The organism is Ruegeria sp. BHSB056, assembly GCF_059613305.1.
On sequence record NZ_JBXWSG010000065.1, the window covers coordinates 1 to 22,208 of the forward strand.

The 22,208-nt window shown below is 60.4% G+C and carries 20 protein-coding genes; 14 read left to right on the plus strand and 6 right to left on the minus strand.

Annotated elements, in window-relative coordinates:
• Positions 1-19 precede the first annotated feature (19 nt).
• The 13 genes from AC2FND_RS14620 (at position 20) to AC2FND_RS14680 (ending at position 14,787) form a co-directional block, all read left to right on the plus strand.
• Positions 20-151 (plus strand): 4Fe-4S binding protein, encoded by a 132-nt coding sequence (locus AC2FND_RS14620; RefSeq protein WP_496770519.1) that lies wholly within the window; start codon positions 20-22, stop codon positions 149-151.
• Complete coding sequence (locus AC2FND_RS14625) at positions 148-441, plus strand: chaperone NapD (RefSeq protein ID WP_267363554.1); 294 nt, start codon at positions 148-150, stop codon at positions 439-441. The genes AC2FND_RS14620 and AC2FND_RS14625 overlap by 4 nt, the downstream gene beginning before the upstream one ends.
• Positions 438-2,930, plus strand: a complete 2,493-nt coding sequence (gene napA, locus AC2FND_RS14630; protein WP_496770500.1) for a nitrate reductase catalytic subunit NapA — start codon at positions 438-440, stop codon at positions 2,928-2,930. Before AC2FND_RS14625 ends, napA begins: the two co-directional genes overlap by 4 nt.
• Before the next feature lie 28 nt (positions 2,931-2,958).
• Complete coding sequence (gene napG, locus AC2FND_RS14635; protein ID WP_267363552.1) at positions 2,959-3,777, plus strand: ferredoxin-type protein NapG; 819 nt, start codon at positions 2,959-2,961, stop codon at positions 3,775-3,777.
• Positions 3,774-4,691: a quinol dehydrogenase ferredoxin subunit NapH gene (napH, locus tag AC2FND_RS14640; RefSeq protein ID WP_496770502.1), complete on the plus strand. Its 918-nt coding sequence runs from the start codon at positions 3,774-3,776 to the stop codon at positions 4,689-4,691. The genes napG and napH overlap by 4 nt, the downstream gene beginning before the upstream one ends.
• 12 nt (positions 4,692-4,703) lie before the next feature.
• Positions 4,704-5,141 carry a nitrate reductase cytochrome c-type subunit gene (locus AC2FND_RS14645; RefSeq protein WP_496770504.1) on the plus strand — a complete coding sequence of 146 codons (438 nt, stop codon included), beginning with the start codon at positions 4,704-4,706 and terminating at the stop codon, positions 5,139-5,141.
• 29 nt (positions 5,142-5,170) lie between these two features.
• Positions 5,171-5,863, plus strand: a complete 693-nt coding sequence (locus AC2FND_RS14650) for a NapC/NirT family cytochrome c (protein WP_480900526.1) — start codon at positions 5,171-5,173, stop codon at positions 5,861-5,863.
• 13 nt (positions 5,864-5,876) lie between these two features.
• Positions 5,877-6,134, plus strand: coding sequence for a hypothetical protein (locus tag AC2FND_RS14655; RefSeq protein ID WP_209507027.1), 258 nt, complete (start codon positions 5,877-5,879; stop codon positions 6,132-6,134).
• Positions 6,135-6,619: 485 nt separating this feature from the next.
• Entirely contained in the window at positions 6,620-9,820 is a 3,201-nt protein-coding gene (locus AC2FND_RS14660; protein WP_496770506.1) for an adenylate/guanylate cyclase domain-containing protein, read from the plus strand.
• Between the two features lie 52 nt (positions 9,821-9,872).
• Positions 9,873-10,757 (plus strand): encapsulin, encoded by an 885-nt coding sequence (locus AC2FND_RS14665; RefSeq protein ID WP_480507872.1) that lies wholly within the window; start codon positions 9,873-9,875, stop codon positions 10,755-10,757.
• Between the two features lie 14 nt (positions 10,758-10,771).
• Positions 10,772-11,596, plus strand: a complete 825-nt coding sequence (locus AC2FND_RS14670) for a DUF3237 domain-containing protein (RefSeq protein WP_496770508.1) — start codon at positions 10,772-10,774, stop codon at positions 11,594-11,596.
• A complete protein-coding gene (locus AC2FND_RS14675) occupies positions 11,589-13,712 on the plus strand; it encodes a hydroxysqualene dehydroxylase (RefSeq protein WP_496770510.1) in 2,124 nt (707 codons plus the stop codon). Before AC2FND_RS14670 ends, AC2FND_RS14675 begins: the two co-directional genes overlap by 8 nt.
• A gap of 4 nt (positions 13,713-13,716) precedes the next feature.
• Positions 13,717-14,787 carry a polyprenyl synthetase family protein gene (locus tag AC2FND_RS14680; protein ID WP_496770512.1) on the plus strand — a complete coding sequence of 357 codons (1,071 nt, stop codon included), beginning with the start codon at positions 13,717-13,719 and terminating at the stop codon, positions 14,785-14,787.
• Here AC2FND_RS14680 and AC2FND_RS14685 read toward each other — a convergent pair.
• From AC2FND_RS14685 to AC2FND_RS14700, 4 genes are all read right to left on the minus strand, one after another.
• Entirely contained in the window at positions 14,778-15,248 is a 471-nt protein-coding gene (locus tag AC2FND_RS14685; RefSeq protein ID WP_480911571.1) for a hypothetical protein, read from the minus strand. The two genes, AC2FND_RS14680 and AC2FND_RS14685, sit on opposite strands and share 10 nt — an antisense overlap.
• A gap of 75 nt (positions 15,249-15,323) precedes the next feature.
• The gene (locus AC2FND_RS14690; RefSeq protein WP_209597100.1) at positions 15,324-16,103 is read right to left on the minus strand and encodes a carnitinyl-CoA dehydratase; all 780 of its coding nucleotides are present in this window, start codon (positions 16,101-16,103) and stop codon (positions 15,324-15,326) included.
• A gap of 3 nt (positions 16,104-16,106) precedes the next feature.
• A complete protein-coding gene (locus AC2FND_RS14695; RefSeq protein WP_496770513.1) occupies positions 16,107-18,122 on the minus strand; it encodes an acetate--CoA ligase family protein in 2,016 nt (671 codons plus the stop codon).
• A gap of 2 nt (positions 18,123-18,124) precedes the next feature.
• Positions 18,125-19,285, minus strand: a complete 1,161-nt coding sequence (locus tag AC2FND_RS14700; protein ID WP_209507018.1) for an acyl-CoA dehydrogenase family protein — start codon at positions 19,283-19,285, stop codon at positions 18,125-18,127.
• A gap of 80 nt (positions 19,286-19,365) precedes the next feature.
• On the opposite strand from AC2FND_RS14700, the gene AC2FND_RS14705 reads away from it, so the two are divergent.
• Positions 19,366-20,313 carry a GlxA family transcriptional regulator gene (locus AC2FND_RS14705; protein ID WP_496770515.1) on the plus strand — a complete coding sequence of 316 codons (948 nt, stop codon included), beginning with the start codon at positions 19,366-19,368 and terminating at the stop codon, positions 20,311-20,313.
• 155 nt (positions 20,314-20,468) lie between these two features.
• Here the strand turns inward: AC2FND_RS14705 and AC2FND_RS14710 are convergent, their stop codons facing one another.
• Together AC2FND_RS14710 and AC2FND_RS14715 are read right to left on the minus strand one after the other, a co-directional pair.
• On the minus strand, positions 20,469-21,446 hold the full coding sequence (locus AC2FND_RS14710) for an HpcH/HpaI aldolase/citrate lyase family protein (protein WP_209597092.1): 978 nt from the start codon (positions 21,444-21,446) through the stop codon (positions 20,469-20,471).
• Positions 21,447-21,463: 17 nt separating this feature from the next.
• Positions 21,464-22,208 (minus strand): serine hydroxymethyltransferase (locus AC2FND_RS14715; RefSeq protein ID WP_496770517.1); only part of this gene is annotated, 745 nt, incomplete at its 5' end.

Genomic DNA, 22,208 nt, shown 5'->3' on the forward strand with positions numbered 1-22,208 from the left:
CATCCGCTTTCGCCTGCAACTGGGCGGGCGGGCTGAACCGGCGCTTGAAACCGAAACCTGCATCGGATGCGGCACATGTTCTGCCGCCTGCCCCGCCGGGGCCATCACGATGCACCGCCCCGCCCCTTTGCACCCGGAGGTGACCCAATGAATATCTGTGGCTGTCTTGTCCACATCGCCCCCGATCACACCGACGCCGCGCGCGCGGCGATGACCGGCACCGATGGCGTCGAGCTTCATGCCGAGGCCGAGGATGGCCGGTTCGTCGTGGTTGTCGAGGATACAGCCGACCGGCTGGCCTCGGAAACCATCATGGATCTGCACCAGATCCCCGGCGTGATCTCGCTATCGCTGACCTATCACCATTTCGAAGATCCCGCGGAGGCTGCTCCGCGTCCTGATGCTCCAAGCCAACCGTCCAGCAGGAGGCCCATGCAATGACCATCTCTGAATCCCGTCGTACATTTCTGAAAGCGTCCGCAGCGGCTGCCACGGCCTCGGCTGCCGGCATTCCAATGGCCGCTGGTTCGGCCAGCGCCCAGGCCGCCGCGCCCGATATCCGCTGGGACAAGGCCGCCTGCCGATTCTGCGGCACGGGCTGTTCGGTTCTGGTGGGCACCAAGGATGGCCGCGTAGTCGCCACGCAGGGCGACCCGGATGCGCCGGTCAACCGGGGTCTGAATTGTATCAAGGGCTATTTCCTGTCCAAGATCATGTATGGCAAGGACCGCTTGACCACGCCGCTTTTGCGCAAAACCAACGGCGAATATGACAAGAATGGCGAGTTTGAGCCGGTCAGCTGGGACGAAGCCTTTGACGTCATGGCTGCCAAGTGGAAAGAGGCGCTGGCCAAGAAAGGCCCGACCAGCGTGGGTATGTTCGGTTCCGGTCAGTGGACCGTCTGGGAAGGTTATGCGGCGGCCAAGATGATGAAGGCCGGGTTCCGGTCGAACAACATCGACCCCAACGCGCGTCACTGCATGGCGTCGGCCGTGGTCGGCTTTATCCGTACCTTCGGCATCGACGAGCCGATGGGCTGCTATGACGACCTTGAGCACGCAGATACGTTTGTTCTGTGGGGATCGAACATGGCCGAGATGCACCCGATCCTGTGGTCGCGTCTGACCGATACGCGCCTGACCAAGCCGGGATGCGAAGTGCATGTTCTGTCGACCTTCGAGCACCGTTCGTTCGAGCTGGCCGACAATGGCATGGTGTTCAACCCGCAGACCGATCTGGCGATCCTGAACTACATTGCCAATTACATCATCCAGAACGGCGCGGTGAACGAAGAGTTCGTCAAGAACCACGTCAACATCACCAAGACCGCCACCGATATCGGTTATGGCCTGCGCGACAATCATCCGCTGCAACAAGAGGCCGCGAACCCCAATGTCGGCAAGATGGAGCCGATCAGCTTTGAGGAATATGCCGAGGCGGTATCGGCATACACGCTGGAATACACCTCGGAGCTGTCCGGCGTTCCGGCGGACAAGCTGGAGCGTCTGGCCCAGCAATATGCCGACCCGAACCGCAAGGTCATGAGCCTGTGGACCATGGGGTTCAACCAGCATACCCGCGGGTCGTGGGTGAATTCGCTGATGTATAACGTGCACTTGCTGGTGGGCAAGATTTCCGAGCCCGGAAACTCGCCCTTCTCGCTGACCGGTCAGCCGTCGGCCTGCGGAACCGCGCGTGAGGTCGGCACTTTTGCCCACCGTCTGCCTGCCGACATGGTTGTCATGAATGACGAGCACCGCAAGATTTGCGAAACCGCCTGGAATGTGCCAGCGGGTACCATTCCGGCCAAGCCCGGCTTTCACGCCGTGCTGCAACACCGCAAGCTGAAGGATGGTGATCTGAACGCCTATTGGGTGCAGTGCAACAACAACATGCAGGCCGCACCGAATATCAACGAAGAAGGCTATCCCGGGTATCGCAACCCCGAAAACTTCATCACCGTTTCAGACCCCTACCCGACCGTCACGGCCGTGTCCGCCGACCTGATCCTGCCCACCGCCATGTGGGTCGAGAAGGAAGGCGCCTATGGTAACGCCGAGCGCCGCACCCAGTTCTGGCGGCAGCAGGTCAAGGCACCGGGCGAGGCCAAGTCGGACGTGTGGCAGGTGATGGAATTCTCGAAACGTTTCACCGTTGAAGAGGTCTGGAGCGAAGAGTTGCTGGCCACCATGCCGGAACATCGCGGCAAGACCATGTACGAGGTTCTGTTTGCCAATGGCAGCGTCGACAAATTCCCGCTGTCGGAAACGGCCGAGGGCTTTGACAACGACGAATCCGAGCATTTCGGGTTCTACGTTCAGAAGGGTCTGTTCGAGGAATATGCCAATTTCGGACGCGGCCACGCGCACGATCTGGCACCGTTTGAAACCTATCACCAAGCCCGTGGCCTGCGCTGGCCGGTCGTGGATGGCAAGGAAACGCTGTATCGTTTCCGCGAAGGCTATGACCCTTATGTGCCCGAAGGCGCGGGCGTGAAGTTCTATGGCAAGAAGGATGGCAAGGCGAGCATCATCTTTGCGCCTTACGAGCCTGCGGCCGAGGAACCGGATGCGGAATATGATCTGTGGCTGTGCACCGGTCGTGTGCTGGAACACTGGCATTCGGGGTCGATGACGCGCCGTGTGCCAGAGCTGCACCGCGCCTACCCGGCGGCTGTGGTTTACATGCATCCGCAGGACGCCAAGGATCGGGACCTGCGCCGGGGTCAGGAGATTGTTCTGTCTACCCGTCGGGGCGAGGTCACCAGCCGGGTCGAGACCCGTGGGCGCAACAAGGTGCCGCGCGGTCTGGTGTTCATGCCGTGGTTCGATGAAGGCCAGCTGACCAACAAGCTGACGCTGGACGCGACCTGCCCGCTGTCGAAAGAGACTGACTTCAAGAAATGCGCCTGCAAAGTCGAGCGCGCATAGGCAACAAGGATCGTACGGGTAAATCCTCATGTCTTTTGCCGACAAACCCCTTTCGCCGCAGCGGCGCCGGTTCCTGCAGGATTCGGCGCGGGCGGCGGGCGGCTGCGTGGTCGCCGGGACGGTGCTGGCCTATCTGGCCCGCGACGCCCGCGCCCTGCCGGCCGAGGCTTTGCGCCCGCCCGGCGCGCTGCCGGAAAAGGAGTTTCTGTCGGCCTGCATCCGCTGCGGATTATGCGTGCGGGATTGCCCATATGATACTTTGAAACTGGCCGAGTTGGGCTCGGACGCGGTGGCGACGGGAACACCCTTTTTCACCGCGCGGGATATTCCCTGTGAGATGTGCGACGACATTCCATGTGTCGCCGCATGTCCGACCGGGGCACTGGATCCCGCGTTGGACAATATCGACGACGCGAAGATGGGGGTCGCGGTTCTGGTCGATCAGGAGAACTGCCTGAACTTCCTCGGGTTGCGCTGCGATGTCTGTTACCGCGTCTGCCCCGTCATCGACGAGGCGATCACGCTGGACACCACGCACAACACGCGGTCGGGTCATCACGCGATGTTCATCCCGACCGTCCACGCCGACCGCTGCACCGGCTGCGGCATGTGCGAGAAAAGCTGCGTTCTGCCCGAGGCCGCCATCAAGGTGCTGCCTGCCCGGCTGGCGCGGGGCAGTTCGGCAGAGCATTACCGCAAGGGTTGGGAAGAAAAGGCCGCGAAAGGCGCGCCGGTGGTCGAGGGGATCATCGACCTGCCGGACCGTTTGCCCGGACCGGGCACTGACAATCTGGCCACGCCCGGCGGCTTTGCGCCGGGATATGATCTGCCGGGGGTGGGACAATGAGCGCCCGCACAGATATGCCCACAGGTCACGAGGCCATCGCCAGCAAGGGCTGGATCGGCGCGCATCGCTATCTGCTGTTGCGCCGTGCAAGCCAGCTGTTCTTTCTGGTTCTGTTTTTGCTGGGCCCATGGTTCGGCATCTGGATCGTTCAGGGCACGCTGGCCGGGTCGCTGACGCTGGGCGTGCTGCCTTTGACCGATCCGTTCATCCTGTTGCAGAGCATGGTTGCGGGCCACTGGCCCGAAATGACCGCGCTGATCGGTGGGCTGATCGTTCTGGTGGTCTATGCCCTGATTGGTGGCCGTGTCTATTGTTCCTGGGTCTGCCCCATAAACCCGGTGACGGACGCGGCCAACTGGGTGCACCGCAAGCTAGACCTGCCGAAAGGCTGGCAGCCCAAGCGCGGCACGCACCTGTGGATTCTGGCAACGGTCCTGCTTGTTTCGGGTCTGAGCGGCATGATCGCGTGGGAGTTGATCAACCCGATCACCATGCTGCATCGCGGGCTGGTCTTTGGAATGGGCTTTGTCTGGGCCCTGATCGCCGCCATCTTTGTCTTTGACGTTTTTGTCTCGCGCCACGGATGGTGCGGACACCTATGCCCGGTGGGCGCGTTCTATGGCCTTATCGGAGCAAAAAGCCTGCTGCGGATCAGCGCCACAAACCGCGCCGCCTGCGATGACTGCATGGATTGTTACGCGGTCTGCCCGGAAAATCAGGTGATCTCGCCCGCGCTGAAGGGCAAACCGGGAAGTACCCCGCTGATCCTGTCACCCGACTGCACGAATTGTGGCCGCTGCATCGATGTCTGCGCGGTCGACGTTTTTACCTTTACTCACCGGTTCGACGACCACGTCGTCCAACCTTCCGATCCAGTTGCCGCGCCTGAGCCGCGCGCCGCCAGACCTATCTAGGGGAGTGCCAAGATGAAAAAATCAATCGTTACAGGCGGAATTGCCCTTCTACCCGTATTATTGCTGAGCGGATGGGCCCTCGCGCAATCTGCTCAGGTTGAAACCCTGCGCGGTGCGGACGTGGATGAGCCGGTGCCGCTGGACCAGATCCACCGCAATGTCGAAGGGCGCCAGCAGCGCAATTACCGTCAGCAGCCGCCAGTGATCCCGCATTCGGTCGAACAGTACCAGATCGACATCCGTACCAACCAGTGCCTGTCCTGCCATGACTGGACCAAAGCCGGTGACCGCAACGCGCCGACGCTGTCGATGACTCATTACCTGGACCGTGAAGGCCGCGAACTGGATCGGATCGCCGGAACCCGGTATTTCTGCAACCAGTGCCACGTACCGCAGGCCGACGCCCCGCCGCTGGTCGACAACGTGTTCCAGCCCTCCGCCGGCAATTGATCCAACGCAAGACTGAAAGGAGCACCGATATGGCCGACTCTCCTGAAAACCGCGGCTTGCTTGGTCGCCTCTGGAATGCGATCTGGACGCCGACGGTGCTGTTCAGTTCAGGCTTTCTTGTCCTGGCCGGATTTCTGGCCGGTATCCTGTTCTGGGGTGGATTTCACTGGACCCTTGAGCTGACGAATACCGAAGAATTCTGTACCTCGTGCCACACAATGGAAACCAACCTGGGCGAGTATCGCGAAACGGTCCATTACAACAACCATTCCGGCGTTCGCGCGATCTGTTCCGACTGCCACGTGCCGGATGAATGGAGCCACAAGATCAAAGCCAAGATCATGGCCGTCAAAGACGTCTATCATGAGTTGGCTGGAACCATCAGCACACCCGAGCAGTACGAGGCGCATCGCCTGAGCATGGCTTCGGCCGTTTGGAAGAAGATGAAGGAATCGGACAGCCGTGAATGCCGCAACTGTCACAACTTTGACTACATGGACTTTACCATTCAGGAAACCCGCGCCGCGTCGGAACACCAGCGCGCCATCGACACCGGCATGACATGCATCGACTGCCATCAGGGCATCGCGCATAATCTGCCCGCGAACTATCTGGAACAGTACCAGAAAATAAGCGAGGCCGTGGAGGGCGAGGTTCTTCAGGAACATGCATCCGCCTCGGGCAGCGACATCCGCGCGTTTCTGAACAACAGTTCGAATTAGAGTGGGGGCAGACATGTTAGACTTACTTGGAACAATCGGCGCCAATGTCCTGGGCCTGCCCGGCATACTTGGGCTGGCGCTTGGAATGATGACCCGCAAGCTATGGCTGGGTGCGGTACTGGGGGCCGTTGTCGGCATTCTGGAAACGCTGGTTTTCGCGGGCTTTCAGTTTGCCCATGTGGAAGCGCTGGAACTTGGTATCTCGGTTCTGGTCGGGCTTTGCGCGGGCAGCCTTGGCACTGCCATCCGCCTGAAAGGCGCAACCGTCTGAAGAAGAAACCGGTTCTGCCCGTTTGGTGGAGCCGGTATCCTGCCGGGTCACGTTTCCCGCGCCAAAGCAGATGCTTGTGCCGCGCGCGACGCGTCTATTGACGCGAGGGAACCGCTTAAGGCGCGCGGCAGTGTCAAAAATCGGCAGGGTCTGATTTTCGCATTTCCACAACTTCGATGAAAGCGCACCAGGCCCTAGAGCCTAGGGAGAAACACCCATTCCCATTCCGTGCGGCAAGGCAGCAGGCCCGGCCCAGATTTGCGCGTGAAAAATCAATATGAAACCGAAAGCCAATGATTTGACAAGAAAAATTTAAAGTGGAGTGGAAATTCGAAACGACATCTGTCACAGCAGATAACAAGTTAATAATGGTATCCCTGCGTCATGTGGATAGAACGTAAATTCCTCTCTATTTTTGCTTATACAAATACAATATGTTTTGAGGGGAATAAGGGGGGAAGGAAAATGGGCGGGGGCGCAGAACGATGACGGGGGTCCTTGAGGCATCGCCGCGTATCTCAAAAGTTCTTGAACTGGCTGATCTGGAAAACCATGCCACCCTGTTTCGGCAGGAAGGTGTGGATGATGATATTCTGGACGAGCTGACAGATCCCGAACTGCGTGATTTGGGGTTGACGGTTGGCGAACGGAAACGGTTTCGCAAGGCGCAGGCCCGTCTGAAATCTGAGGAAGCATCGACCCGGCAGGAGCTTAGGTCCGAAGCCGAACGGCGGCAGCTTACGCTGGTTTTCTGCGATCTCGTGGGGTCGACGCAACTGGCCCAGCGGTATGACCCGGAAGACCTGATGCAGATCATGAATCTGTATCTGGATACGGCGATCGGCACCCTGAAACAGCATGGCTGTCATCTGGCCTACAGGCAGGGCGACGGGATCATGGTCTATTTCGGATATCCCAAAGCCATGGAGGACGATGCCGAACGCGCCGTTCGCGCCGTGCTGGAGACCATCGAAGCCGTACAAAACCTTGAAAACAGGTTTGGCGAAAAACTGGATCTGCGCGCGGGAATTGCCACCGGTATGGTTGTTGTAGGGGTGGTTTCGTCGACAAGTCTTGGGTCGCAGGACTTTCTGGTCGGTGAAACCGCGAACCTTGCATCCCGCCTGCAAGGTCTGGCCGAGCCGGGTGAGGTGATCGTTTCCGCAGAGACGTGGCGATTGACACAAGGCGCATTCGAATTCGAGCCCCGTGGCAGCCAGAACCTGAAAGGGTTTGACAATCAGCGCACCGTCTATCGCGCCATTTCCGAAAGCGTCGCGACCAGCCGGTTCGATGCGCGTGTCGGACAGTCAGCCGTTGATCTTGTCGCCCGGGGCGACGATCTTTCGGTCCTGACCCAGCTTTGGAAAGATGCACAGGCGGGCTCCGGCAGGTTCGCGTTTATCGGCGGCGCCGCAGGCATTGGCAAGTCGCGGCTGATCAAATCGCTGTCCGAAACAATTGGCGTCAAACCCTTTACGTTGCAGTGCATTCCGCATCTGGCCAGCCTTCCGCTTCACCCGATCGTGGGTGAGTTGAGGCGGGTTTCAGGCGACAAATCCGATGACAGCATCAGGGCCGCGATTTCCGATTTTGTTCAGGCCGCCTCTCGTCTGAGCGACGCGGATTTGCCTGTTCTTCTGGATATGGCCGGGGTCGAAACGGGCGCAGAGCCGGATCCAGACCCCCTGAAGAAGGCCCGCAAATCGCTGGACGTGTTGTTGCGCAGCCTTGGCAGCCTGTGTGACAGGCGCGGCACCTTGCTGCTGGTGGTGGAAGACGTGCACTGGGCTGACGCAACCACGCTGGACGTGCTGGAGGCGCTGGCATCAGGTCTGGACGGGTTCCCGATACTGGTGGTCTTGTCGCATCGCCCTGAATACGAGCCGCCAGAGCATTACGAGGGCCGCGCGGCGCGCATCGATCTGACACCTCTGGCCAGCAGTGAAGCCTCGGAACTGGTCCGACGCGTGGCCGAGCCATACAGTTTGCCGGTCATCCTGATCAGGCAGATTGTCGAGAAGGCCGATGGCGTGCCGCTTTACATCGAAGAGATGACAAAGGCGGTTCTGGACCAGCTGCCGCAAGATGCGCCGATCAACGCCGAGGTTCTGGATGCCCTGAGTATACCCGCAACCCTTCAGGATTCGTTGATGTCGCGTCTTGACCGGATGGAAAACGCCAAGCCTATCGCGCAGCTTGGGTCTGTTATCGGGCGCAGTTTCACCTCGGCGATGGTCCAGGCGGTGGCGCAGGAAGACATGGATGTGGAAAGCGCGCTGATGCAGCTGATGGCGGCTGGCGTTGTGCTGATCACGGGCGAAGCCGGAACGGCCACCTACACGTTCAACCACGCGCTGGTTCAGGATACGGCCTATAACTCGCTGCTGCGCGAAGACCGGCAAAAGGTTCATCTTAAAATCGCACGGGCCTTGCTGGCCGGACATAACGCATTCGGAAACCCCGCTCCCGATACCGTGGCGCATCACTGCGACCACGGCGGGTTGAAGGATGAGGCGGTGTCCAACTGGTTTACGGCAGGCGAACAAGCCCTGACGCGATTGGCGAACCTGCCTGCGATCTCGGCGTTTCGCGCGGCACTGCGCAATATCGGAACGATGCCCGCCAATGCCGAGCGTGACGGGTTCGAGCTTCGGGTGCAGATGAATATCCTTCCGGCTTACATGGCGATCTATGGATGGTCCTCCGATCAGGTCGGAGAGACAGCCGCCCGCGCGATGGAGCTTGCCCATGCATTGGGCGATGGCGAAACCCTTTTCGCGGCCACCTTCTGCCGCTGGACCAATTTCTTTGTGGCAGGCCAGATGAACCGGGCAATGGAGATGGGGCAGGCTCTGGACGCGATGGCCGGTATGAGTGGCGATCCTGTCGCCAATGTGCTGGCAGCCCGCGCGCTGAGTTTCACGCATTACTTCCGCGGGGAGTTCGCGGATTGCGAGCAGCAGCTTGACCGTGCCTTTGCGCTGATCACGCCTGAGCTGGACATGGCCATGATGCCGATGACCCAGTCCTCGACTACGGCGTCGTTGCTGGCCATTCAGGGGTGCCTTCTGTGGCAGCAGGGCAAGTTTGATGAGGCGGAGGCCGCACGTCTGAAAGCCATCGACGTCAGCCGGGCACTGAACCACGCACCCAATCTTGTCTATGTCATGGGCGCGTGCAGCATGTTCCTGCCCTACGCGGGCGAATGGGACCGGCTGGACGTCACTATGAAAGAAGCGCGCAAGATCGCCGATGAGGAAGGGTTCCTGTATCTTCACGCCATGCAGGATATCTACATGGGTCTTGCGCAGGCGGGAAAAGGTGACATCGAGGGCGTCCCGGCCCATATCGAGGCCTGCATGAACCTGATCTCAAAGTCTGGTGGAAACTTTACTTTTCCGCAGAATCAGATTGTTCTGTCTGAGTTGATGATCGATCACGGGGATATTGATCAGGCCCTGGACCGGCTTGAAACCGTGTGTACCCCCGGTTGGGAACGAGGAGAAACGCTGAACAAACCGGAATATCACCGCGTGCGGGCCAAAGCCTTTGCTGCCAAGGGTGATCGGGATAGCGCGATTGCCGAGGGTGAACTGGCATTGGCGCTTGCCCGCGAATGTGGTGCCGTTGTTCAGGAACAACGCGCCGAGGCACTTCTGGACAGTTTGACGAAAGCCGAATGAACGAGACGGACTGCCCGGCCAAACAGGGCAGCATCACCAAGAGGGATTTACAATGACCGACGCATTGGATTGGAACACCGAACAGTGGAATGCCGTTAACAAGGCCGTCCATGATGAAGCGCTGCGTGCGCGGGTGGCTGCGAGTTTTCTGCCGCTTTATGGGCCGCTGCCGGCGGACACGCAATCTATTCCCCTGAACAAGCTGGGTCTGGTCGACAACGCATCAGGCGCGGCCAAGCGTCTGGAAGTGAATGATTATGACACCCTGCGGCTGACGACGGTTTCCGTCAACGTCTACCTGAAAGGCGCGCAGGTGGCTGATCCGGAACTGGCCGCGGCCATGATCATGTTCCGCCGGGCCGCCGCCGTCGTGGCCAAGGTCGAGGATGACATCGTTTTCAACGGCCAGCCAGGCAGCAGCGAAGCGCCCAAACATGCCGGTGGCGCACCTGCGGATCTACCGCCGATCTATACCGTCAGCGGTGGCGGCAAATACCCGGGGCTGCTGGAGGCTGGCGAAGGTCAATCCATATCGATCAACGGGAAGAAAAAACCCTGTTCCGGCCCCGAGGTTTTCGAGGCCGTGGTCGCGGGCATCAACAAGCTGGAAGCGCATGGATACCTTGGGCCTTTTGCCTGCGTGATGGGCAATGGGCTGTTTCAGGCCGTGACCACGCCGATCGAAAACTCGATGGTGCTGCCGCGTGACAGTATTCTTCCGTTCCTTGACGGCCCGCTGCTGCGATCGGGCACCCTGCCCGCAAACAAGGCAGCACTTGTATCGCTGCAAGGTGCGCCGGTCGAGATTGTCGTGCCTTCGGATATCGCGGTGAAGTATCTGCAAACCTCGTCTGACGGTGAGCACATCTTCCGCGTGCAGCAGAAGTTCCACCTGAGGATCAAGGAAGCACAGGCGATCTGCACCATTACGTGCTGACCGGAGATCTGGTCATGGGGGAGTTTACAGACCGGGGCGTGACATTGCGTTGGTCGGAGCTGATCAACGAAAATGGGCTTAATCGGGTGCTGATCGAAGCCGGACCCGCTGTGTCTTCGCATGACGTGGTCCGCGTGATCTGTTCCGAAGATGGCGGCCCCGAACGCGCCATTCGCGGCTGGCCCTTGCAATGCGACCCGATGACGGGGTTTCAGCAGTTTGCAGCCATGCTGCCATCTGTGACCCAGGAAAAGACATTGACCTGGCGACCGGTGCTGACGACCGGTGGTCGCGAATATGATCCCGGCCCCGGAAAGGCCCCCGAGCCTGCGCCGCCAAGCCCGGCAAAGCCTGTCACGCAAATGCCCGCGCTTGAACACGTTGGCAGGTTTGTGGTGCCGTTCACCGACGAGTTCTATCCGTCGGGGGAAACACCGGACGGCATCTGGCTGCATTTCGGGATCAAAGAGGGCGGAACGGTTGAAGGGCCTCATCTGAAGGGGACGATCGATCCGCTGGGGGGCGACTGGATGCGCGTGCGATCCGACGGAGTTGGGCTTTTGCACGCCCGAGCGCTTATTCAACCCGTTGAAGGGGGTGCGCCGATCCTGTTTGAAGATACCGGCGTGTGTGACTTTGGCCCGGATGGGTTTGCCGGGCTGGCGAAGGGCACTCTGCCCGCCTCAGCCCCGGTCCGGCTTGCGCCGCGATACCTGACGTCAAACCCGAATTATGCCTGGATGAACAGGTTGCAGGGGTTCGGCATCGGCGAAGCCAGCCTGTCCGATATCACCCTGCGCTTTGACGTCTATGCCGCGAAAGGAACATCCGATGGCTGAAAAGGTTGTCATATTGGGCGGTGGCGTGGCCGGAATGAGCGCCGCGCATGAGCTGATCGAGCGCGGGTACGAGGTCGAGATTCACGAGCGCCAGCTGATCCCCGGCGGTAAGGCACGCAGCATCCCCGTGATGAAGGGCGAAGGCGATCACGGGTCCAAGGCGAAACACATCAAGGCGCTTGAACAATGGGCCGAGATGGACGGTGCCAGTTATCCCCCAGGCGTGAAACGCCCCTGGTTGCCCGGCGAGCACGGGTTCCGGTTCTTTCCGAATTTCTACCGCCACATCACCGATACGATGGCGCGCACGCCCTATTACGGCAAAGGCACCTGTTATGATAATCTGGTGTCCACCACTCAGGTTCTGGTCAGCCAGTTTGACGACCCAGGCATCATCGTTCCCGAACGGTTCCCCCGCACGCTGAAAGACGTGGCCGACGCGCTCAAGACGGTTGCATTCACGCTCTCGCCCCGGGACCAGATCGCCTATGAGGATGTCGAACATTTCATCGCCTGCATGTGGCGCATCGCGACATCCTGCAAGGAGCGCCGGTTCGATGAATATGAGCGCATCGGGTGGTGGGATTTCATCGGTGCCGAACAACGCTCGGAAGCGTATCAGAAGTTTCTGGCCATTGGCCTGACCCGTTCGCTGGTGGCCGCGAAGGCGACAACTGCCAGTACAAAGACCGTGGGCGACATTGCGGTTCAGCTTCAGCTGGGTATCGCGACGCCCGAGCCGCATGGCAACCGGCTGTTGAACGGCCCCACCAACCTTGTCTGGATACAGCCATGGCTGGATTACCTCAAAAGCAAGGGGGTCGTGTACAACTTCAACTCAAAGGTCACGGGCATCGACTGCCAGGGTGGCCGCATCGTCAGCGCGACGATTGAACAGGATGGCGAAGAAAAGCAGGTCACCGGGGATTGGTTCATCAGTGCGATGCCGATCGAACGGATCGCGCCGTTGATCACCCCTGCGATGACGGCACTTGACCCGTCTCTGGCCAAGCTGCCGCTGCTGGCCGAAGACGTGCAATGGATGAACGGAATTCAGTTCTATCTGACAAAGGATGTTGAACTGACGCACGGCCATGTCATTTTCATTGACAGCCCATGGGCCCTGACAGCGGTTTCACAAAAACAGTTCTGGTCGGCCATCAACTTTGAAAACTGGGCAGAAGGCAAGACCAAGGGTTTGCTTTCAATAGATATCTCGGAATGGGACAAGCCGGGGCTGAACGGAAAAACCGCGCGTGATTGCAGCCGTGAGGAGATTGCGCACGAGGTTTGGGAACAACTCAAGCGGAGCGTCAACGTGGATGGCCAGACCGTCCTGCGCGACGAGGACATGCATTACTGGTTCCTTGATCCGGATATTGTGCAGGATCCCAACGACCCCAAGCGCCAAACCAATGTGGAGCCGCTTTTGGTCAATCGCATCAACAGCTGGCGGTTGCGCCCTGAGGCGGCCACGTTGATCCCGAACTTCATGCTGGCATCAGATTATGTGCGCACCTACACCGATCTTGCCACCATGGAAGGGGCGAACGAAGCGGCGCGCCGGGCGGTCAATGCCATCCTGCAACGCGGCGGATCAAAAGCTGAGCCCTGCCAGATCTGGGACCTGCACGAGCCGGATATCCTGAAACCGCTGCGCGCCTATGATTTTGCCCGCTATCAGGCCGGCCTGCCCTGGGACAACCGGTTTGCGGTTGCAGTCGAAGCCGCGCTGAGGATGGGACAGGATTCCGTGGGTGTTGAGCGTGGCGGTGAAGGGCCGCTTGCCGTCATTGGGGAACCAGCGGCTGAGTATTCAAAACCCGGCGGGATTACCGAAGACCCTGCGATTGCGGACGCGTTGCGCATGATCTGCCCTCCGAAAGAGCTGTTTGACCTGATGGCGGCCTACGAGCCGACCGCTGATCTTCCGATCCCGGGAGAGGAGATTGCAGAGGATGTTGCCTTTGATCTGGGACGGGACAGCGGCCAGACGGGGGTGTTGTCCAAAGCCTTGCCGCTGACGGATTCACCTTCTTCCGCAACCGGACCCAACCTTGCCGAAACGGGCAGGAACGAGACCAAAACCCGTGTGATCATCACCCAGAAGGGATGACCCTGTGGCCACTGGCACAGCACATCTGGATCCTGCGGCACAGCAGGATTTTCTGAAAACGCTGACCTCATACGGGGATCGCGCCCGAGAGACGCTTTTGCAGCTGTTGCCGACGGGCGAGCCGCAGGCCTATTTGTACGGGCCGATGCGGGATTACATCGAAACCTCGGGCAAGGGGTTGCGGCCCGCGCTGTTGCTGGCCACCTGCGAGGCTTTCGGCGGTGACAGCGAAAACGCACGGGTGTCTGCCGCCGTTCTTGAACTGCTGCACAACGCATTTCTGATCCATGACGATATCGAGGATCAAAGCGATTTCAGGCGCGGGCGCGAATGTATGCACAAGCGGCTTGGGGTTCCTCTGGCGATCAATACCGGCGACGGGATGCAATCGCTGGCCCTGCGCCTGTTGCGCCAGAACCTTGGGCCGCTGGGCCCTGACACGGGTATACGCGTGGTGGACGAGTTCGATCATCTGTTGCAGCAGTCCATTGAAGGTCAGGCGCTGGAGCTTGGCTGGATACGGGACAACCGGCTGAACGTGGATGCATCGGATTATCTGACGATGTGTCTGAAGAAGACCTGCTGGTACAGTTTCATTCACCCCATGCGCATCGGGGCGCTGATTGCCCGGCCACATGATGTGGCGTCAGGCGCGCTTAATCTGGACGATTTCAACGCGTTTGGGTTTTTTCTGGGGGCCGCGTTTCAGATACAGGATGATGTTCTGAACCTCGTGGGCTCGCAGGACAAATATGGCAAAGAGATCGGCGGGGACATTTACGAAGGCAAACGCACGCTGATGCTGGGGCGGCTTAGCTTGCAGGCGGATGAGCCCGAAAAAGCGCGCCTGTCGGAGATGCTGTCAAACCCGCGTGACAACCGCTCGACGCAGGATGTCAGCTGGGTTCTGGATCGCATGGATCACTATGGCTGCATCCGATACGCTCAGGACGCGGCCAATGACTTGCTGGCCTCGGCCCGTCAGGAGTTTGCGCAGGTTTTTGCAGCCACAGAAGAAGTGCCGCGCGCGTTTCTGGGCCATTTCATGGACTATCTCGTAACCCGTCAGGTTTGAGCGCCCGCCACCTCATACATCACGACGATCGAGGTTTGCACTGTGCCCGTGCAGGCAATCCGACCGTGATATTCGCCGGGATCGGCGAGGTCCGGCACGGTTACAATGACGGCAACATCTGTTGACTCACCGGGGTTTAGCTGGATTTGCGGGGGGACAACATTGACCCGGTTTGCCGGAAGAGTGTCGCCGTTCCGGTTGATCAGGTCGCCCGGTTCGAACTGTAGTGCGACAGGCCCGCCACCACTTGGCGCATCAAAGGACAGCAATATGGTTGCGGTGCCGCCGGGGTGGCAGGTTTTGCGGCACGCAAATGGCCCTTCAAGCGGCTGTTGCGCGCCCCGTTCAGCCCCAAGCACGCGGCGGGCAATGTCCGAGATCGGTTGCGCATCCGGCTGCGGCGCGATCGGGCTGACCGGAAGTGGCGTGCTAACGTATGGTTTTCGTTCGAAATAAGGCATGCCTAACTGTGCACCTGTGGCGCGGATCAGTAAATGGGAAATTTGCCGGATCCGCGCGACAAACACACCGCGTTATTATTTGCCTTTCCAGACCGGATCACGTTTTTCGGCAAATGCACGCGCGCCTTCAAGCTGGTCCTCGCTGGAATAGAGGACATCCACGCTGCGCAGTTGCCGTTTGGTGATGCGGTTCATGGCGTCCTGAAACTTGGCGTCTTCGGCATCGCGCACGATCTCCTTGATGGCCGCATAGACCAGAGGCGGCCCTGACGCCAGCAGTCGGGCGAGGTCCCACGCGCGGTCCATCAGCTGATCAGCGGCGACGATCTCGTTCACCAGACCCCAGCGGTTGGCTTCTTCGGCATCAAACCAGCGGCCTGTTAGCAGCAGCTCCATCGCGATGTGATAGGGGATGCGCTTGGGCAGTTTGACACTGGCGGCATCCGCAACGGTGCCCGAGCGGATTTCCGGCAAGGCAAAAGTGGCGTGGTCAGCTGCAAGGATCATATCTGCTGACAAGGCCAGCTCTAGCCCGCCGCCGCAGGCGATACCGTTGACGGCCGCAATCACGGGCTTGTTCAGGTCGCGCAGCTCTTGCAGGCCTCCGAACCCGCCGACGCCGTAATCTCCGTCCACCGCGTCGCCGTCGGCGGCAGCTTTCAGATCCCAGCCGGGGCAAAAGAATTTTTCGCCAGCGCCGGTCAGGATGGCCACGCGCAGGTCCGGGTCGTCGCGGAATTCAGCAAAGACCTCGCCCATTCTGCGGCTGGTGATCAGATCGATCGCGTTTGCCTTGGGGCGGTCCAGCGTAACCTCAAGGATCGAACCATCGCGGCGGGTTTTGATCGGGTCCATGTCTCAGGCCTTTCTTATCAGGGCGTCCACGGCAACGGCCTTGTCCGGCGTGCACAGGAGCGGGTTAATCTCGACCTCGCCAAGCGTGTCGGCATTTTGCATGACATAGGTCTGAACGGCCTCGACCGCGGCAACAATCGCATCCATATCAGCCGCCGGTTGGCCGCGATAGCCCGCCAGCAGAGGGGCTATCTTCAATTGACCGAGGGCGGAGCGGATGTCTTCGGGCGAGCTGGGCACCAGCAAGGATACCGTGTCGCGCCGCAGTTCGGTCAGCACGCCCCCTGCCCCAAGGGTCAGAACAAACCCATGCGCAGGGTCACGCACCACGCCAATCAGAAGCTCGGCAACGGGTCCGGTGACCATCTCCTCGATCAGGATGTCTTCGGTGCCGATATCTGCCGCGACAGCCGCGACGTCCTGGGCCCGGATGCCCAGCCGAACGGCGCTGTGTTCGGATTTATGCGCAAGCCCGACACCTTTGACGGCAAAGGGGCCTTCCATCTGGTCCGCTGCGGCACGGGCAGCTTCCGCGCCCCGCACCGTCCGGTTTTGCGGGATGCGCAGGCCGCATTCCGCCAGCGCCGCCTTCGAGGCGCCTTCGGTCAGGGTTTGGGTTGGTTCCATTGTACCCGGTTGCAATACGGGCGCAGCGGATGGGGCCTTGAACTGCCCTGCGGCGCGGGTCGCAGACAGCGCCTCGCGCAGGCCCATGAAGGGGACAACACCCCCGGCCATCAGCTGTTGTGCGATGTCTTCCGGCAAAAGTTCCGGCAAGGTGGCGACAATCGCAAACCGGGCGCCGGTTTCTGCCCGTACGTTCAGCGCTGCCTGCGTTGCGCAGGCCCAATCGGTAGAGTCGGTGGTCGGGTAGTCGACGATCGAGAATGTCATGTCGATATCGTCACCCGTCATGCCCGACCAGGCTCGCGTCATCGCCAGCTCGTCACGCCAGATATAGGTGTGATAATCCAGCGGGTTGTTCAGTGCGACCATGGGCCCGAGCGCGCCGCGCAGGCGGGTCAGCTTTTCACCGCTCAGTCGTGTAAATTGCAGCCCCGTGCCGACAGCCATATCGGCAATAAGGCTCGCCTCGCCCCCCGAACAGCTGATCGAGGCGATGTTGCCCCCCGGCAGCGGTCCGTAGCAGTGCAGCAGTTTGAGTGTTTCAAGGAAGTCAGGCAGTGCCGAAACGCGCGGAATGCCAAGCCGGTCAAGCAACGCCTGCGCCCCGGCATCGCTACCCGCCAGCGACGCGGTATGGGAAACTGTTGCCGCTTGCGCCTGTTCCGATGCGCCGACCTTGAGGGCAACCAGCGGGACGCCTTTTGCGTGGGCCTTGGCGGCCAGCGCTTCCCACTCGCGGATGTTCTTGAAGCCTTCGACATGCAGGCCCACTGCGGTCACGCGCGGGTCATCGATCAGAGCCGAGGCGATCTGCGCCTGACTGGTCTGAGCCATGTTCCCGCAGGTCACCATATAGGCAATCGGCAGCCCGCGCTTCTGCATGGTCAGGTTGATCGAGATGTTCGAGCTTTGCGTCAGGATCGCCACGCCCTTGTCGACGGGCACAACCCCGTGCTGATCCGGCCACAACAATGCCCCGTCCAGCGCGTTGATGAAGCCATAGCAGTTCGGGCCCAGAATGGGCATGTCACCGGCCGCGGCGATCAGTTGATCCTGCAAATCCCCACCGGTGTCGTCCTCGGCCACGGCCTCGGAAAAGCCCGAGGCGAAGCAGACAGCGCCACCCGCACCCATGCTGGACAGGACTTGAACCGCTTCAATCGTGGCGTGGCGGTTGATGCCGATGAAAACCGCGTCAGGTGCATTGGGCAGGTCTTCGATATGGCCATAAACCTTGTGGCCCGCAATGTCCGAAGCTTTAGGGTGGACCGGCCAGATCTGACCGGCATATCCCATGCGTTCGGATTGCAGGATAACCTGTTGGCACCATGCACCGCCGCCAATGACAGCGATGCTTTTCGGGCGCAGCAGCCGGGTCAGGTCTTTGGTCATGGTCAGGCGCCCAGCGGACGCAGAAGATCGCGGCTGATGATGTGGCGCTGAATCTCGCTGGTGCCGTCCCAGATCCGTTCGACCCGGGCGTCGCGCCAAAACCGTTCGATCGGGAAATCATCCATCAGGCCCATGCCGCCGAAGATTTGCAGCGTCGTGTCGGTGACCCGCGCCAATGCCTCGGAGGCATAGAGCTTGGCCGAGGCGATCTCGCGGTTTGCGGGCAGGTTCTGATCCAGACGCCAAGCGGCGGCAAGGGTCAGCCAGTCGGCGGCGTCAATCTCGGTGATCATGTCGGCAATCTGAAAGCCGACACCCTGAAACTTGCCGATGGGCTGGCCGAATTGCTTGCGCTCGGCGGCGTAGTTCAGCGCATAGTCAAAGCAGCGCCGCGCGCGCCCGACCGAGAAGGCCGCAACCGTCAGCCGGGTCGCGTAGAGCCATTCGTTCATCACTGCAAAACCGCCATCGACCTCGCCCAGAACCTGCGCATCGGACAGGCGGCAATTGTCGAAATACAGGATACAGTTTTTATAGCCCCTGTGGCTGACGGATCTGTAGCCGTCGCGCACTTCAAAGCCCGGTGTGCCGCGATCCACCAGGAAGGTGGTGATGCGTTTTTTGGGGCCTTTAGGGGTCTCATCCACGCCGGTGGCAACGAAGACAATGAAGAAATCCGCGTGTTCCGCGCCCGAGATGAAGTGTTTTGATCCGTTGACGACCCAGTCGCCACCGTCGCGCACCGCCTGACATTTCATGCCGCGCACGTCCGATCCGGCATCCGGTTCGGTCATCGCCAGCGCGTCCATCTTTTCCCCGCGCACAGCAGGCAGCAGATAGCGTTCGCGCTGTTCGTCGTTGCAGGCCATGAGGATGTTTTGCGGGCGGCCAAAGAAATGCGTCAGCGCCATCGACCCACGGCCCAGTTCACGCTCGACCAGTGTAAAATCCAGATGCGACAGGCCCGCGCCGCCCACTTCTTCGGGGAAGTTGCAGGCATAGAACCCCAGATCGATACATTTCTGCTTGATCTCGTTGCCAAGCTCCGGCGGGACCGTTCCACTGCGTTCGACCGCGTCTTCATGCGGGTAGATTTCTTTTTCTACAAAGCTGCGGACCGTCGAGACGATCATGTCCTGTTCTTCTGTCAGACCAAACTGCATGGCGCGTGTTCCCTGGATCGGTGGTTGACCAACCAAACGCCATCGCTCATGGTCGCGGCATGCAGAGATAGATCATTTTCATGCCGAGTTCGAAAATATTATCGCAGCAATACAATGTCCTTCTGTTCGACGGGTTCTCGAACCATTGCCTTGCGAACATGGTCGAACCGTTGCGGGCGGCGAACACCCTGTCACGGCAGGCATTATATGCATGGCGCTTCTGTTCGTTTGACGGCAACCCTGTTCAAAGCTCAAGCGGCCTTGTCGTCACCCCGAACGGGGCCATCGGCGATCAACAGGGGGATTTTCTTGTTGTCATGCCGTCATATGGATACCTGAAGCTGGATACGCGGTCGACCATGCGTGCCGTGCTGGCAGCGGCCAAGAAACACAAGCACCTGGCCGGGCTGGACACGGGAAGCTGGCTGCTGGCCAGCGCGGGATTGCTGGATGACCACAGGGCAACCATTCATTGGGACGAGTTTTCGCGGTTCGAGGAAAGGTTTCCGGCGGTGGAGGCCGTGCAGGAACGGTTTGTCATCGATGGCAACCGGCTGACCTGTTCCGGGGCCATGGCCGCCTTTGATTTGGCCTTGACCCTGATCCGCCGGGATCACGGCCCGCTGCTGGCGATGGAGGTCGAGCACTTGTTCATGAGCCGGAACGGGCGCGGCCATTATGACCTGCCTCTGAAATCCGAGGACACGCTGGTCAATCGCGCGCTGACCGTCATGCAGGCGCATCTTGAAGCACCGCTGTCAGTCCGAAGTGTGGCCCGGAAAATCGGGTGTTCGCAAAAACGGCTTGAAACGCGTGTTCAGGCGGAACTGAAAACAACTCCGCAAGCGCTGTACCGGCGTCTGCGCCTGAACCGCGCACGCAATCTGGCCGAGGATACGGAACAATCCATCGCCGAGATCGCGGGGCGCTGTGGATACGAAAATGCCAGCGCCATGACCCGTGCGTTCAAGGCCGAGTTCGGTCAGACGCCGACCGCATTTCGAAACGGAAACCTGTCGGGGCGATGAGCCCGGGCTGGCGGGAAGCCGGATTCAGGTGTCGAACTCGGAAACAAACCGCGCTTCTGTCGTAGCGATTTACGTTAGCGCCGTGGTCGGCCCTCAAAGCGCCGGAGAATATGCGTGGACAATGCGCCCACGCAGCTCAGGTTTGGTGCGGGCGATCAGGCTGCGGCGATCTGGCTTGCCTTTTCGACCAGAACTTCGGCCTGACGGATCGAGGCATAGTCGATCAGACGACCATCCAGTGAAACGGCGCCCATTCCATCCGCCTCGGCCTCGGCCATGGCGACCAGAATGCGCCGTGCCTTGGTGACTTCGGCATCCGAGGGTGACATCACCTCGTTGGCCAGCGCAATCTGGCTGGGGTGGATGGCCCATTTCCCCTCGCACCCCAAAACAGCGGCGCGTTTGGCCGCGGCCTTATAGCCGTCGGGGTCCTGAAAATCTCCGAACGGCCCATCAATCGGACGCAGCCCGTTGGCCCGCGCCGCAACCACCATGCGGGCAAGGGCGTAGTGCCACATGTCGCCCCAGTGGGTCAGGCGGCCTCCGTCGGCATCCGGGTCGGTCAGAACCGAATAGTCCGGGTTCACGCCCCCGATGATTGTGGTTCGCGCCCGGGTCGAGGCGGCATAATCCGCGACACCAAAATGAAGGCTTTCATTGCGCTTTGATGCCGCCGCGATCGCGCTGACATTCTGCATACCAAGCGCGGTTTCGATGATGTGTTCGAACCCGATCCGTTTCTTGTATCCCTTGGCGTCTTCGATCTGGGTCACCAGCATGTCGACCGCGTACACATCTGCAGCTGTCCCGACCTTGGGGATCATGATCAGGTCCAGACGCTGGCCCGCCTGTTCGACAACATCCACGACGTCCCGATACATGTAATGGGTGTCCAGACCATTGATCCGCACCGACATGGTCTTGTTGCCCCAGTCGATATCGTTCAGTGCCTGAATGATGTTCCTACGCGCCTGTTCCTTTTCATCGGGCGCGACGGCGTCTTCCAGATCGAGGAAGATGACATCCACGTCCGATTTCGCGGCCTTCTCAAACATTCCGGGCTGGCTGCCGGGCACGGCAAGCTCACTGCGGTTCAGGCGGGCGGGGGCTTGTTCAATTGGATGAAAGCTCATGGTTGGGACCTTTCGGCTTACAGGTTTGGGTATATGGGGAAGCGGTTGCAGAGGTCAGCGACCTGGGCGCGGACGCGGGCTTCGACTTCGGCGTTGCCGTCTTCGCCGTTGGCAGCCAGGCCGTCGACCACTTCGATGATCCAGTCGGCGATCTGGCGGAATTCGGCCTCGCCAAAGCCGCGGGTGGTGCCGGCGGGGCTGCCCAGGCGGATGCCCGACGTGATGGTCGGCTTTTCCGGGTCAAATGGCACGCCGTTCTTGTTGCAGGTGATATGCGCCCGGCCCAGGGCCTTTTCGGTGGCGTTGCCCTTGACGCCCTTGGGGCGCAGGTCGACCAGCACCACATGGGTGTCTGTGCCGTGGGTCACCGTGTCGAGCCCGCCGTTGATCAGCTGATCGCTGAGCGCCTGCGCATTGATCACAACCTGCTGGATATAGCTTTTGAACTCGGGGCGCAGCGCCTCGCCAAAGGCCACCGCCTTGGCCGCGATCACATGCATCAGCGGGCCGCCCTGAATGCCGGGGAAGATCGCCGAATTCACTTTCTTAGCGATATCTTCATCATTGGTCAGGATCATGCCCCCACGTGGGCCGCGCAGGGTCTTGTGTGTGGTGGTGGTCGCCACATGCGCGTAGGGGAACGGGCTGGGGTGCTCGCCCGCCGCAACCAGACCGGCGAAATGCGCCATGTCCACGTGCAGATAGGCGCCGACCATGTCGGCGATCTGACGCATGCGGGCAAAGTCGATCTGACGCGGGATG

Excerpts from the sequence above, each read along its gene's own strand:
- AC2FND_RS14695 (WP_496770513.1), bottom strand. The coding sequence starts at position 18,122 with ATGACCAAAGACCTGACCCGGCTGCTGCGCCCGAAAAGCATCGCTGTC.
- AC2FND_RS14645 (WP_496770504.1), top strand. The coding sequence starts at position 4,704 with ATGAAAAAATCAATCGTTACAGGCGGAATTGCCCTTCTACCCGTATTA.
- napH (WP_496770502.1), top strand. The coding sequence starts at position 3,774 with ATGAGCGCCCGCACAGATATGCCCACAGGTCACGAGGCCATCGCCAGC.
- AC2FND_RS14670 (WP_496770508.1), top strand. The coding sequence starts at position 10,772 with ATGGGGGAGTTTACAGACCGGGGCGTGACATTGCGTTGGTCGGAGCTG.
- AC2FND_RS14705 (WP_496770515.1), top strand. The coding sequence starts at position 19,366 with ATGCCGAGTTCGAAAATATTATCGCAGCAATACAATGTCCTTCTGTTC.
- napA (WP_496770500.1), top strand. The coding sequence starts at position 438 with ATGACCATCTCTGAATCCCGTCGTACATTTCTGAAAGCGTCCGCAGCG.
- AC2FND_RS14700 (WP_209507018.1), bottom strand. The coding sequence starts at position 19,285 with ATGCAGTTTGGTCTGACAGAAGAACAGGACATGATCGTCTCGACGGTC.
- AC2FND_RS14675 (WP_496770510.1), top strand. The coding sequence starts at position 11,589 with ATGGCTGAAAAGGTTGTCATATTGGGCGGTGGCGTGGCCGGAATGAGC.
- AC2FND_RS14690 (WP_209597100.1), bottom strand. The coding sequence starts at position 16,103 with ATGGACCCGATCAAAACCCGCCGCGATGGTTCGATCCTTGAGGTTACG.
- AC2FND_RS14650 (WP_480900526.1), top strand. The coding sequence starts at position 5,171 with ATGGCCGACTCTCCTGAAAACCGCGGCTTGCTTGGTCGCCTCTGGAAT.
- AC2FND_RS14665 (WP_480507872.1), top strand. The coding sequence starts at position 9,873 with ATGACCGACGCATTGGATTGGAACACCGAACAGTGGAATGCCGTTAAC.
- AC2FND_RS14625 (WP_267363554.1), top strand. The coding sequence starts at position 148 with ATGAATATCTGTGGCTGTCTTGTCCACATCGCCCCCGATCACACCGAC.
- napG (WP_267363552.1), top strand. The coding sequence starts at position 2,959 with ATGTCTTTTGCCGACAAACCCCTTTCGCCGCAGCGGCGCCGGTTCCTG.
- AC2FND_RS14710 (WP_209597092.1), bottom strand. The coding sequence starts at position 21,446 with ATGAGCTTTCATCCAATTGAACAAGCCCCCGCCCGCCTGAACCGCAGT.
- AC2FND_RS14655 (WP_209507027.1), top strand. The coding sequence starts at position 5,877 with ATGTTAGACTTACTTGGAACAATCGGCGCCAATGTCCTGGGCCTGCCC.
- AC2FND_RS14685 (WP_480911571.1), bottom strand. The coding sequence starts at position 15,248 with ATGCCTTATTTCGAACGAAAACCATACGTTAGCACGCCACTTCCGGTC.
- AC2FND_RS14660 (WP_496770506.1), top strand. The coding sequence starts at position 6,620 with ATGACGGGGGTCCTTGAGGCATCGCCGCGTATCTCAAAAGTTCTTGAA.